The sequence below is a fragment of the Pseudomonas sp. NPDC088429 genome, assembly GCF_044753305.1.
Classification (GTDB): domain Bacteria; phylum Pseudomonadota; class Gammaproteobacteria; order Pseudomonadales; family Pseudomonadaceae; genus Aquipseudomonas; species Aquipseudomonas rustica.
Window position 1 is genome coordinate 98,670 of the sequence record NZ_JBIVMX010000005.1, and the last position, 12,345, is coordinate 111,014.

Sequence of the window (12,345 nt, forward strand, 5' to 3'; positions counted from 1 at the left end):
CAGCTGTTTGCTTCGGCAGACAGCCCGACCGCCAGCAGCGATGAATCGCTGCTGGCGCGTTATCGCGAGGGCGACGGCGCGGCGTTCGAGATCTTGTACGCCCGCCATCGTCAGGGTTTGTACCGGTTTCTGCTTGGGTTGAGCGATAAACCGGAATTGGCCGATGAGGTGTTTCAGGAAACCTGGCTCAGCCTGATCCGCAGCGCCAGTCAGCCACAAGGTCGCGCGACATTTCGTACGTGGCTGTTCCAGATTGCGCGCAATCGCCTGATCGATCACTGGCGCAAACATGGCGCTCAACAACCGCTGCACGACAGCTATGACGAACAAACTCACGCGGTCAGCGATGAAGCGAGCGATCCCGAGCAACTGCTGAGCCTCAGCCGCGACAGCCAGCGCCTCGAAAGCGCCCTGCAAACCTTGCCCGCCGACCAGCGCGAAGTGTTCTTGCTGCGCGCCCACGGCGACCTCGACCTGGCGCAAATCGCCAGCCTCACCGAAACACCGCTGGAAACCGTCAAAAGCCGCTTGCGCTACGCCCAGCAAAAACTGCGTCGGCTGCTGGCCGAGGAGGTACTCACATGACTGACGCCCGCCAGACACCCGAAGATCCGCTGATCAAACACGTGCGCGAACAGCACAACGCTGAACCGCCCGCGCATCTCGACGCGTTCATCGTCAATACCGCGCGCCGCGAAACGCCTGCGGTGCAACTGAGCCTGTGGCAACGCTGGTTGCAGGCCTGCCGCAAACCGCGCTGGCAAGTCGCATTCGCCAGCCTCGTTGGCGTCGCGTTGATGTTGTCGCTGGTGCAGCGCTCGCCCGAACCGCTGCGCCAATACGACTACGCCCCGGCGCCGAAACTCGCTGTGCCGATGGCCGAAGCGGACTCCGCGCAACTGCACCGATTGTCCGCCCCGGCAGCGCCCCGAGCCGCGCCCGCGCCGATGATGGAAATGGCCGCGCCAATGCAAAGCCAGGCGATCAGCGCCGATGAAGCCAAGGTCAGCAAGCGCGCCGCCGCCCCACCCAATGGTCTCGACGAACAACTGCGCGAAGTTCTGCGCCTGCGCGAATCCGGCCAATCGCAGGCCGCCGATAGCCTGTTCAATAACCTGCATAAGCGCTACCCGAACGTCGATCTCGACGCCCGACTCGAACAGTTGCAAGAAAAATGACCCTGTAAACCTCAGCCATTTGGCAATGCCCCGCAAAAACGCGCACTATCGGGGCATTGCCAATACGCCGGAGGACAACGTGGCATCGAAAATTGACCGCATTGCCCAACTGCTCAACTGCCCGCAAAAGGGCGAAGAGATGCGGCGCGCTATTACCGAGGCACGTAAGGAATTTCTGCTGAACCAGCCGGAAGAAGACGTCGTTGATGAAGACGAGGTTTTTGAAGAGGTTGAGGGGGAAGAGGATGGCGATGAATATGATGAGTTTGATTGGACGACGGAATAGAACAGCCCTTTAGGGCTCTTTTCATGAGCCGATTCGTCAGGTTGACTCGGTCTTATCAACCCTTATAATCGGCACCAACACGGCCCCTGTCGGTTGATGCGCTACGGCGCTGAGACTGCTCAGGGGTTTTTTTTGTTTGTTTTTTCTCACCAGTCCCGGTTTTTCCAATCCGGATCGACGCCCATCCGATCCAGCTCAAGATCCAGATGAGTCAAATTCGGAAATCCATCTTCCAATAGTGCTTGTAAACGTCGTCCCCAGCTCGAAGTCGGATTGATCACCTTCATCAAATGTTGGGTCATGCATAAAAGCATGAACGGCCGGGCGCGTTTATGTGGGTCATCATGAAAGGCTTTCAGGGCTGGGGTTTGCTCCGGCGGAGGTAGCTTTGGTTGATCTACGATGTTTCGGTTCCATAACCGACTGTGATGAGCGCATACGTTGCGAAGGTAATTCAGGCTTCGAAGCCAGCTTGCGAAAGTTCTTCCGTTGCTGATGCCGTATGCCTGCGAGATAGCGTCTTGGTCAGACTCAGTCATGCCTGAGTACAAGGTTGAAAGCGTGCCGAAATCCCAAACCTCACACGCGACCCAGACGGCCAATGGCAGTCCATATTTTTCTTTGTTATGACGAATGAAATCCTCGTTGGAACGACTGATCAATGAGGCATGCTTGCCAAGCCAGGAATGATGTCGGGTCAGGCCCGTCTTCGAATCAAGGCTGACGGAAAAGCTTTCGTGAAAAAGCTCGGGTCTCAAGTAGGCGAACTTCTCATGCTTGCCCAGCACATGTGAAATATCCACTCGCAGTGCTATTTCAACGCGCTCAAGCGCATCCAGCGTCAATAACCTCAACTTCTTGTCGAACACATACAAATCCACCGCATTCTGAAATGTCGTTCCAGGTTTGAAAGTGTCGAGCGGCAGACGCGTCGGTTTGGACTTAGACAGTTTCTTGCTCTGCGGATCCAAGGGACAACACATCTCCGTGCGCTCGCGAAAGGCGAACCAGTAGCCGCTCAAGCGGTAATAGCCGATGCGCTCCAGATAATCCAAGGCTTTCGGCGGATCGCTTACAGCCATGCCGCGGGATTGGAGCAACGCTAATTGTTGTTGATAGCTGTGCCAGGGTTTTGGATAGCCTTGCATCATTTGCATGTCACCTTTGCCGTCCGTGGCATAAATGGATTTTTGATCGGGGAGGTCATCGAAAAGCTTGGGTGCGCCTGCAGCAATGGCATCGAAATGGGGCTCACAAGGTAGGTGTTTGACCCCATGACCGCAATTACCGAATTCTTCCTCAACGGCGATGAGTGAGGGGACTGGCGGCGGTTGTACGCTCTTGAATTACAAATGCCCGATTCGCTCTTGTTCATTACTCAAAAAACATCGCCCACAAAAAAGCCCCGGACTTCATCAGTCCGGGGCTTTCTCGTTTAGATCAATGGTGCACCAGGCGGGATTCGAACCCACGACCCCTGCCTTCGGAGGGCAGTACTCTATCCAGCTGAGCTACTGGTGCAGCGGGCGACATCATACCTAGGTCGGCTCGGGGCGTCCATGCTGGGGTTTGTCAGTGCGCGTGTTCGCTTAAATCACTGTATTCCTTAAAGCTGTAACGTCCTGCAAAACCCTCGCTTGGCGCTTTCCCGGGGTTGATCTATGGTTTTGCTGCGGCAACGGGTTTTGGCTCGTTGATCTGAAAAATCCGGCAAAAACGGCGTTTTTGTTCTTTTTTTCGAACGACCTATTGTCCTTTGACCCCTTTGATCCTACGATCCGTTTGAGATTTCAAACGCTCGTTGAGCGGGTGTTGAAGCGCCGGTGGTTCGAATCGTCCACGGTTGATGCGCCACACCCGGTCACTGATTTCCCTGACGGCAGCCTTGCGAGGCGCCTTTCTACAATCATAATTTGCTCCGCGCAGGCCGCGGTGCTGTTAAGGAAAGCCGACATGCAGCTTAAAGACACCCAGTTGTTCCGCCAGCAAGCCTTCATTGATGGCGCTTGGGTCGATGCGGACAACGGTCAGACGATCAAGGTTAATAACCCGGCCACCGGCGAAATCCTCGGTACCGTGCCAAAAATGGGCGCCGCCGAAACCCGCCGTGCCATCGAAGCCGCTGACAAAGCGCTGCCGGCCTGGCGTGCACTGACCGCCAAAGAGCGCGCAGGCAAGCTGCGTCGCTGGTTCGAACTGATGATCGAGAATCAGGACGACCTCGCGCGCCTGATGACCCTCGAACAGGGCAAGCCACTGGCCGAAGCCAAGGGCGAAATCGTTTACGCCGCTTCGTTCATCGAGTGGTTCGCCGAAGAAGCCAAGCGCATCTACGGTGACGTGATTCCGGGCCACCAGCCAGACAAGCGTCTGATCGTGATCAAGCAGCCAATCGGCGTGACCGCCGCGATCACCCCGTGGAACTTCCCGGCCGCGATGATCACCCGTAAAGCCGGCCCGGCACTGGCTGCCGGTTGCACCATGGTGCTCAAGCCTGCTTCGCAAACACCGTTTTCCGCTTTCGCTCTGGCCGAACTGGCTCAGCGTGCCGGCATTCCTGCGGGCGTGTTCAGCGTGGTGTCCGGCAGCGCCGGCGACATCGGCAGCGAGCTGACCAGCAACCCGATCGTGCGCAAACTGTCCTTCACCGGTTCGACCGAAATCGGTCGTCAGCTGATGGCTGAATGCGCCAAGGACATCAAGAAAGTTTCGCTGGAACTGGGCGGCAACGCGCCGTTCATCGTGTTCGACGACGCGGATCTGGATAAGGCCGTCGAAGGCGCGATCATTTCCAAATACCGCAACAACGGCCAGACCTGCGTCTGCGCCAACCGTCTGTACATTCAGGATTCGGTCTACGACGCGTTCGCCGAGAAGCTGAAAGTGGCTGTGGCCAAACTGAAGATCGGCAACGGTCTGGAAGACGGCACCACCACTGGCCCGCTGATCGACGAAAAAGCCGTGGCCAAGGTCAAAGAACACATTGCTGACGCCGTGGCCAAAGGCGCGACCGTGCTGGCCGGTGGCAAGGCGATGGAAGGCAACTTCTTCGAACCGACCATCCTGACCAACGTGCCGAAAAATGCTGCTGTGGCCAAGGAAGAAACCTTCGGTCCGCTGGCGCCGCTGTTCCGCTTCAAAGACGAAGCCGAAGTGATCGCGATGTCCAACGACACCGAGTTCGGTCTGGCTTCGTACTTCTATGCTCGCGATCTGGGTCGTGTGTTCCGTGTCGCGGAAGCGCTGGAATACGGAATGGTTGGCGTCAACACCGGGCTGATCTCCAACGAAGTCGCGCCGTTCGGCGGCATCAAGGCCTCGGGCCTGGGCCGTGAAGGCTCCAAGTACGGCATCGAAGATTACCTGGAAATCAAATACCTCTGCCTGGGCATCTAAGCCCGGTCAAAGATCGCTGCAAACGCAAAGGGCACGAGAGCGCTGTCCCTTTGCGTCGTTTCAAACCGGAATTTTCTCTGCGGCCGGGAACGCCGTGGCAGTCGATCATCGCATGCTGCCACCGTCGCTTCCTCCCGCTTAATCCTTGAACAACGCCGCCCGATGAGCGGCGAATGAGGACTGTAATGAGCAAGACTAACGCTGAACTGATGGCCCGCCGTACCGCAGCTGTTCCACGTGGTGTTGGCCAGATTCACCCGATCTTCGCTGAGTCGGCAAAAAACGCTACCGTGACTGACGTTGAAGGTCGTGAGTTCATCGACTTCGCCGGCGGTATCGCTGTATTGAACACCGGCCACGTGCACCCGAAAATCATCGCCGCCGTGACCGAACAACTGAACAAGCTGACCCACACTTGCTTCCAGGTGCTGGCTTACGAGCCGTACGTAGAAGTTTGCGAAAAAATCAACGCGAAGATCCCGGGTGATTTCGCCAAGAAAACCCTGCTGGTTACCACCGGTTCCGAAGCCGTCGAAAACGCCGTGAAAATCGCCCGTGCCGCCACTGGCCGTGCCGGCGTGATCGCCTTCACCGGCGCCTACCACGGTCGCACCATGATGACCCTGGGCCTGACCGGTAAAGTCGTGCCTTACTCGGCCGGCATGGGCCTGATGCCAGGCGGCATCTTCCGCGCGCTGTACCCGAACGAACTGCACGGCGTGAGCATCGACGATTCGATCGCTTCCATCGAACGCATCTTCAAGAACGACGCCGAGCCGAAAGACATCGCCGCGATCATCATCGAGCCTGTGCAGGGTGAAGGTGGTTTCTACGTCGCGCCGAAGGAATTCATGAAGCGTCTGCGTGCGCTGTGCGACCAGCACGGCATCCTGTTGATCGCTGACGAAGTACAGACCGGCGCTGGCCGTACCGGTACCTTCTTCGCCATGGAGCAGATGGGCGTTGCTGCCGACCTGACCACCTTCGCCAAATCCATCGCTGGCGGCTTCCCGCTGGCCGGTGTCTGCGGCAAGGCCGAATACATGGACGCCATTGCTCCAGGCGGCTTGGGCGGCACCTACGCCGGTAGCCCGATCGCTTGCGCCGCTGCGCTGGCCGTGATGGAAGTGTTCGAAGAAGAGAATCTGCTGGATCGCTGCAAAGCAGTCGGCGAGCGTCTGGTGACTGGCCTGAAAGCTATCCAGGCCAAGTACCCGGTGATCGGTGAAGTCCGTGCGCTGGGCGCGATGATCGCGGTCGAGCTGTTCGAAAACGGCGACAGCCACAAGCCGAACGCTGCAGCAGTGGCATCGGTTGTGGCCAAGGCACGCGACAAGGGGCTGATCCTGCTGTCTTGCGGCACCTACGGCAACGTTCTGCGCGTCCTCGTACCGCTGACCTCGCCGGACGAGCAACTGGACAAAGGTCTGGCGATCATCGAAGAGTGCTTCTCCGAGCTCTGATCACCCAGTGTGACCTGATCGACAAAAAACCCGCTTCGGCGGGTTTTTTTACGCCCGTTGAAACACATCGGGGCTTTAGCACTGTATCGAAAGGCCAGCATTGGCTAAGGTTCAGGCATTGCAAGGGAGAGCGCGCATGACCGCCGTTGATTTACCCGCCGTACCCCGAGTGCTGATTGCCGAGGCCGACCCGTGGTCGCGCGACCTGCTCAAACAAGTGCTGCTGAACGTGCGTTGCGATGCGCGGCTGGATCTGTGCGCCGATGGCCAGCAAGCGATGTCGTTGCTCAGCGAAGTGCCGTATGACCTCGCGATCGTCGACTGGGAGCTGCCCGGCGTCGATGGTCTGAACGTGCTGCGCAGCGTGCGGCAGCGCAAACGCAATCCGCCGCTGCCGTTCATTCTGATGAGCAGCCGCAACGACAGCGCCAGCGTGCGCGAAGCGATTCCGCTGGCGCCGACAGCGTACCTGACCAAACCGCTGAACATGGAAAGCCTGACCCAGCGTTTGCAGGGGTTGCTGCTCAATGCCGGGGAAGAGGTGTTCTGCGAAGTGCCGGCGCTGGCGCCGGGTATGACGTTGTCAGTGTTTCTCGAGCGACGCCGTGAGCAGGCCGACGGCGCGCCGCTGATGACCGATGTGCAGGTGGCGGTGAAGCGCAGCCTCAACCCTGGCGGGCTGGATCTGAAGGTGCTCGAAGATGAGATAAAAACCGATCCGCAGATCACTGCCGTGTTGATCGCTGCCGCCAACAGCGCGGCGCAGCACCATGGCGCGCCCGTGCAGACACTGGCGCAGGCACTGCACCGGCTCGGTACCGGGCAGAGCATGAATTTGATTCTGGGGCTGGCGCTCAAGCGTAGCGCCAGGCTCAGCGATCCGTGTCTGGCGGATTATGCCGAGCGTTATTGGGGGCTTTCGCTGCACACTGCCGAATATGCGCGCACGTTGGCGCGTTTGCTCGATCTGGACCAGGAGCGCTGCTACTGCGCGGGGATGCTGCATCGGTTGGGTGATCTGGCGTTGCTGCGTTGTTTGCAGGAATGGCAGCAGGCCGGTGGTGCGCTGGATGAGCTTGAAGAAGTCGGCGAGGCGCTGGCTGAGTTTGGCGCGGCGTATGGTTCGGCGTTGCGCACGCGCTGGCGTTTGCCACTGGAGCTGCGTGAGTTGATTGCGGCGGTGTATCAACTCGGTGGCGGGGTGTATTCCCGTGAAGCGCTGGTGATGAACATGGCGGCGCAAATGGCGCACCTGACCGAGCATGAAGGCATAGAAGAATTGGCGAAAAGCCGCACGGCACGGCTGCTCAAGATCGGCTTGCCGGAGCTGATGCGGATGCGCAAATAACATTTCACACAACTCCCCTGTAGGAGCTGCGGCACGCTGCGATCTTTTGATCTTTAAAACAAGATCAAAAGATCGCAGCGTGCCGCAGCTCCTACAGGGTTTGTGTTCGTGTTCAGGCAGAGATAATGCGGTTCTTGCCTTGGCGCTTGGCTTCGTACATCGCTGCATCCGCACGGGCGAACAGGCTGTCGAGGCTTTCATCTTCGTCGGTGAGGCTGGTCAGGCCCTGGCTCACGGTGATGCTGAAGGTCTGGCCATCGTGGTTGAAACTCAGACGTTGAATCTCCTGTTGCAAGCGTTCCGCGACCTGCATCGCCATGTCCGGCGCGCACCCTGGAAACACAGCCGCAAATTCCTCCCCGCCAATCCGCCCGAACAGATCGCCGCGTCGTAGCGAGCCGCGCCCGCACTCGGCGACTCGCTGCAACACGTTGTCGCCCTCGGGATGCCCGTAACTGTCGTTGATCACTTTGAAGTCATCAATGTCCAGCAACAGAAACGCCATCGGCGAACCTTGCAACCGCGCCTCTTCAAACGTGCGGTTGGCGCATTCGAAGAAGTGTCGGCGGTTGCTGCTTTGTGTGAGTACGTCGGTGGTCGCCAGACGATGCAGCTCGGTTTCCATCTGCTTCTTTTCGGTGATGTCTTCGGCAATGCCGACGATGATCACCGGTTGCCCGCTATCGTCCTGACGATTGATGAAGCATTTGTCGCTGAGCCAGCGGATCTGGCCATCGGCGGCGATGATCCGGTATTCGCGGTCTTCCACCGCACCTTTGTGCAGGACTTCGGCGAGGCTGCGTTCGGCGTATTCGAGGTCGTCGGGGTAGATGCTGTCGCGCCACTGGTTATAGTCGGCGAGGAGAAGGCCGGCGGAACGGCCGAAAATTCGTTCATACGCGGGGCTGACGTACAGCACCTGACGGGTTTCCCAGTTAAACGCCCAAAGCACCGCGTTGACGCTGACCAGCAGCGAGCTGAACAGCTGTTCGCGTTCGCTCAAACGGGCGACTTCGCCCTGGGCGTGCATCAGCGCCATCAGGGTTTGCGCGGCTTCGGGCCACTGCGGGAAAGATGAGTCTTTTTGGTTGTTATTGACCATCGGCACAAGTCTCAAAGGGCGTGCCGCAATCGACAACGGCCACAGAACAGCCCGCCGGGATGGCGAAGTGTCTTTGAGATAGGGGATTTTGGGCGAAGTTCCCGGTTTTTACCGGATCCTGCCAAGTGGCCATCGCGGCGCATCTGTAGGAGCTGTCGAGTGAAACGAGGCTGCGATCTTTTGAATTCAACAACCAGAATCAAAAAATCGCAGCCTGCGGCAGCTCCTACTTGGGGCCGGTGTTTAGGCGGTAGGGCGCAGGGAGTAGGTTTTCAGTTGGCCGGCGAAGTCGCGAAGGGACTGGATACCGCTGGCTTCCGCTTCGTGAACCCACTCTTTGATGGCGGCGAGCATGTCGTGGCCATTGGAGCTGGTCTTGACCCAGATCTGCTGCAGGGCCAGGCGTTTTTCGTAAATCACCTTCAATGCCTGGCTGTGCTCGAGCATGTTCTGGATGCGCAAGTGGTGACGGTCTTCCAGCAGGCTGGTTTCTCGCGACAACAGTCGCTTGGCCCGGTGAAACTGGTGACGCACCGAGTGATCGACCTTGGCCAGTTCTTGCTGAACCAGTGGGCCGATCACCAATTTGCGGTACTGGGCCATGATCTGGAAGCGGTTGTTGAGGATCGCCATCGCGGTGTCCATGTCCAGATTGCCCTTGCCTTCGACACGGTGGGCGATCGGTGCAACGCGCTGAACCTTGGCCAGACGGAAGAAGCTGAAGACTTTGATCCACGCCCAACCGAGGTCGAACTCCCACTTCTTCACCGACAGCTTGGCCGAGTTCGGGTAGGTGTGATGGTTGTTATGCAGTTCTTCGCCGCCGATCAGAATGCCCCACGGCACCAGATTGGTCGCCGCGTCGCGGCATTCGAAATTGCGATAGCCAACAGCGTGGCCCAGACCGTTGATGACGCCAGCGGCCCACACCGGGATCCACATCATCTGGATCGCCCAGATGGTGATGCCGATGGTGCCGAACAGCATCAGGTCGATAACGCCCATGATCGCCACGCCCAGCAGCGGATAACGGCTGTAGACATTGCGTTCGATCCAGTCTTCCGGGCAGTTCTTGCCGTAGATGCGCAGGGTTTCCGGGTTCTGCGCTTCGGCGCGGTACAGCTCGGCGCCGGTACGCAGCACGGTAGAAAGACCTTTGATAACCGGACTGTGCGGGTCGTCTTCGGTTTCGCACTTGGCGTGGTGTTTACGGTGGATGGCTGTCCACTCGCGGGTGTTCTGCGCCGTGGTCAGCCACAGCCAGAAACGGAAAAAATGTTTCAGGCCAGCATTCAGCTCCAGCGAGCGATGGGCCGAATAACGGTGCAGATAGACGGTGACGGCTACAATCGTCACGTGGGTCATCAGCAGGGTGACCGCGACCAGAGACCAGGCCGACAAGCCAAGAAAACCTTCGTACCACATAGGCTATAGGGCCCTCGATAAAGATAAAAACAGCCGTTGCATTATCACTAAGCACACAGATAAAACCAGTCGCCCTTTCAGATAAGAGTCGCTGGATGTTACTTGGCCTATAATTCCAACCTTTTTGTAGGGACATGGACAGCCGAATGTCTGCCACTTATCGCGATGCCTTGCGTGCAGCGCTGCTCTATCTCGTGCTTGCCGCTGTCTGGTTGCAAGGTTCTGATTATTTATTAAACAATTTCTTCGATAACTCCGTCGATCTTGCTCGTTGGCAACTGATCAACGGTTATCTGTTTGCGGCGGTCAGCGCCGGGCTGATTTTTCTGGCGCGCGCACGTTTGTGTGAGTTTCTCGGCATCGGAGCGCGATTGCGTGAGCGTCACGCCGATCGCGAGCGTCTGCGGCAGGCGGCGGCCGTGTTCGATTGCACCCGCGAAGGCGTGTTGGTCACCGATCGTCAGGGGCTGATCGTCCACGTTAACCGCGCCTTTATCGAGATCACCGGTTATCAGCGTGAAGAAGTTATCGGTCAGCGCCCGAGTCTGTTCAAATCCGGCCATCACCCGCCGGGTTTCTATCAGGCGATGTTTGCCACGTTGGCGTCGCAGGAAGAGTGGAGCGGCGAAATCTGGAACCGCCGTAAAAGCGGCGAGATATATCCACAATGGCAAACCATCCGCGTCATTCACGATGATCGCGGTGAGGTCAGCCATTACGTGGCGGTGTTTTCCGACATCACCGCGATCAAGGATTCCGAGCACGAACTCAAACGCCTCGCCCACCACGATCCATTGACCGATCTGCCCAATCGCCTGCTGTTCAGCGATCGCGCCGAGCAAGCGCTGACGTCTGCGCAGACCCACAAACGTGGCTGTGCGCTGCTGCTGATCGATCTGGATTTCTTCAAAATGATCAACGACAGCCTCGGGCATAACGTCGGTGATCGGTTACTCAAAGCGGTGGCGGCGCGGTTGCAGGAACTGTTCGGCCCCGGCATCACCCTGGCGCGGCTCGGCGGTGATGAGTTCGCGGTGCTCGCGGAAAGTTGTCCACAGCCTGCGCAAGCGGCGGCGCTGGCCCAGCGCGTTCTCGATGGCTGCAAAGAACCGTTCTGCATCGACGGCCACGAACTGTTCATCAATGCCAGCATCGGCATCAGCCTGTTCCCCAGCGATGCCTTGAGCGCGGAACAACTGTTGCGCAACGCCAATGCCGCACTGTTCAAAGCCAAGAACAGCGGGCGCAACGGTTACGCCTTGTACACCGAAGAACTCACCGCTCACGCTCAGCAACGGGTCGAACTCGCTTTCGAACTGCGCCGGGCGCTGGAGCTGCAAGAGCTGCGCGTCTACTACCAACCGGTGCATGACCTGAAAACCAGTCGCCTGATCGGCGTAGAAGCGCTGGTGCGCTGGCAGCATCCGCAGCGTGGACTGGTGTCGCCGGCGGAATTCATTCCGATTGCCGAGCGCACCGGGTTGATCGCCGAAATCGACGCCTGGGTGATGCAGCAGGCTTGCCAGCAAATGTGCGAGTGGCAGCGGGCCGGGGTGGTGCTGTCGTTTGTCGCGGTAAATGTTTCGTCGCGGTTGTTTGCGCGGCGTGAACTGTATCAACAAGTGGCACAGGTGCTGCGCGAGACTGGGCTGGATCCGGCGTATCTCGAATTGGAGGTGACCGAGAGCGCGGTGATGGACGATCCGGAAGTGGCGCTGGAGCAGATGCACCGCTTGCGTGAATTGGGGATTCGTCTGGCGATTGATGATTTCGGTACCGGTTATTCGTCGTTGTTGCGGCTCAAGCGCTTGCCGGTGCAGAAGCTGAAGATTGATCAGGGCTTCGTCGCGGGTTTACCGTGGGATGAAGATGATGCGGCGATTGTCCGGGTGATCATCGCGCTGGCGCGCAGCATGGGCATGCAGGTGCACGCCGAAGGGATCGAGCAGGCGGAACAGGCGGTGTTTTTGCTGGAGCAGGCATGTGAGCTGGGGCAGGGGTATTGGTTTGGGCGGCCGGTTCCAGCGGTTGAGATTGATTGGGAGCGCGCACCATTGATTGGTTAAAGATCAAAAGATCGCAGCCTTCGGCAGCTCCTACAGTAATTGTGTAGGAGCTGCCGAAGGCTGCGATCTTTTGCTTCAACA

The 12,345-nt window shown here is 58.5% G+C and carries 10 protein-coding genes and 1 tRNA gene; 7 read left to right on the forward strand and 4 right to left on the reverse strand.

Annotated elements, in window-relative coordinates; all coding sequences use genetic code 11:
- Nucleotides 1-3 precede the first annotated feature (3 nt).
- Genes ACIP66_RS05350 through ACIP66_RS05360 form a run of 3 tightly spaced genes read left to right on the forward strand, consistent with a single transcriptional unit; the run spans nucleotide 4 to nucleotide 1,464 of the window.
- Nucleotides 4-585 (forward strand): RNA polymerase sigma factor, encoded by a 582-nt coding sequence (locus tag ACIP66_RS05350; RefSeq protein WP_400646174.1) that lies wholly within the window; start codon nucleotides 4-6, stop codon nucleotides 583-585.
- Complete coding sequence (locus ACIP66_RS05355) at nucleotides 582-1,178, forward strand: hypothetical protein (protein WP_400646058.1); 597 nt, start codon at nucleotides 582-584, stop codon at nucleotides 1,176-1,178. Before ACIP66_RS05350 ends, ACIP66_RS05355 begins: the two co-directional genes overlap by 4 nt.
- Nucleotides 1,179-1,197: 19 nt before the next feature.
- Nucleotides 1,198-1,464 carry a hypothetical protein gene (locus ACIP66_RS05360; protein ID WP_400646060.1) on the forward strand — a complete coding sequence of 89 codons (267 nt, stop codon included), beginning with the start codon at nucleotides 1,198-1,200 and terminating at the stop codon, nucleotides 1,462-1,464.
- Nucleotides 1,465-1,610: 146 nt separating this feature from the next.
- On the opposite strand, the gene ACIP66_RS05365 is transcribed toward ACIP66_RS05360, so the two are convergent.
- Nucleotides 1,611-2,615: an Abi family protein gene (locus tag ACIP66_RS05365; RefSeq protein ID WP_400646062.1), complete on the reverse strand. Its 1,005-nt coding sequence runs from the start codon at nucleotides 2,613-2,615 to the stop codon at nucleotides 1,611-1,613.
- A 293-nt stretch (nucleotides 2,616-2,908) separates the two neighbouring features.
- A tRNA-Arg gene (locus ACIP66_RS05370) sits at nucleotides 2,909-2,985 on the reverse strand.
- Nucleotides 2,986-3,417: 432 nt separating this feature from the next.
- Here ACIP66_RS05370 and gabD point away from each other — a divergent pair.
- From gabD to ACIP66_RS05385, 3 genes are all read left to right on the forward strand, one after another.
- Nucleotides 3,418-4,860 (forward strand): NADP-dependent succinate-semialdehyde dehydrogenase, encoded by a 1,443-nt coding sequence (gene gabD / locus ACIP66_RS05375; protein WP_053116466.1) that lies wholly within the window; start codon nucleotides 3,418-3,420, stop codon nucleotides 4,858-4,860.
- 185 nt (nucleotides 4,861-5,045) lie between these two features.
- Entirely contained in the window at nucleotides 5,046-6,323 is a 1,278-nt protein-coding gene (gene gabT / locus ACIP66_RS05380) for a 4-aminobutyrate--2-oxoglutarate transaminase (protein WP_008080000.1), read from the forward strand.
- A gap of 136 nt (nucleotides 6,324-6,459) precedes the next feature.
- Complete coding sequence (locus ACIP66_RS05385; protein ID WP_053116467.1) at nucleotides 6,460-7,671, forward strand: response regulator; 1,212 nt, start codon at nucleotides 6,460-6,462, stop codon at nucleotides 7,669-7,671.
- A 112-nt stretch (nucleotides 7,672-7,783) separates the two neighbouring features.
- Here ACIP66_RS05385 and ACIP66_RS05390 read toward each other — a convergent pair whose 3' ends face one another.
- Nucleotides 7,784-8,773 carry a GGDEF domain-containing protein gene (locus ACIP66_RS05390; protein ID WP_400646064.1) on the reverse strand — a complete coding sequence of 330 codons (990 nt, stop codon included), beginning with the start codon at nucleotides 8,771-8,773 and terminating at the stop codon, nucleotides 7,784-7,786.
- 243 nt (nucleotides 8,774-9,016) lie between these two features.
- Entirely contained in the window at nucleotides 9,017-10,198 is a 1,182-nt protein-coding gene (gene desA / locus ACIP66_RS05395) for a delta-9 fatty acid desaturase DesA (RefSeq protein ID WP_159811956.1), read from the reverse strand.
- Nucleotides 10,199-10,344: 146 nt separating this feature from the next.
- Here desA and dibA point away from each other — a divergent pair, with 146 nt between their 5' ends.
- Entirely contained in the window at nucleotides 10,345-12,264 is a 1,920-nt protein-coding gene (dibA, locus tag ACIP66_RS05400) for a phosphodiesterase DibA (RefSeq protein WP_400646066.1), read from the forward strand.
- The last annotated feature ends 81 nt before the right edge of the window (nucleotides 12,265-12,345 follow it).

What these genes read in the sequence shown, in the direction of transcription:
- ACIP66_RS05355 (WP_400646058.1), top strand. Translation starts at nt 582, where the DNA reads ATGACTGACGCCCGCCAGACACCCGAAGATCCGCTGATCAAACACGTG.
- ACIP66_RS05365 (WP_400646062.1), bottom strand. Translation starts at nt 2,615, where the DNA reads ATGATGCAAGGCTATCCAAAACCCTGGCACAGCTATCAACAACAATTA.
- gabD (WP_053116466.1), top strand. Translation starts at nt 3,418, where the DNA reads ATGCAGCTTAAAGACACCCAGTTGTTCCGCCAGCAAGCCTTCATTGAT.
- gabT (WP_008080000.1), top strand. Translation starts at nt 5,046, where the DNA reads ATGAGCAAGACTAACGCTGAACTGATGGCCCGCCGTACCGCAGCTGTT.
- ACIP66_RS05385 (WP_053116467.1), top strand. Translation starts at nt 6,460, where the DNA reads ATGACCGCCGTTGATTTACCCGCCGTACCCCGAGTGCTGATTGCCGAG.
- ACIP66_RS05390 (WP_400646064.1), bottom strand. Translation starts at nt 8,773, where the DNA reads ATGGTCAATAACAACCAAAAAGACTCATCTTTCCCGCAGTGGCCCGAA.
- desA (WP_159811956.1), bottom strand. Translation starts at nt 10,198, where the DNA reads ATGTGGTACGAAGGTTTTCTTGGCTTGTCGGCCTGGTCTCTGGTCGCG.
- dibA (WP_400646066.1), top strand. Translation starts at nt 10,345, where the DNA reads ATGTCTGCCACTTATCGCGATGCCTTGCGTGCAGCGCTGCTCTATCTC.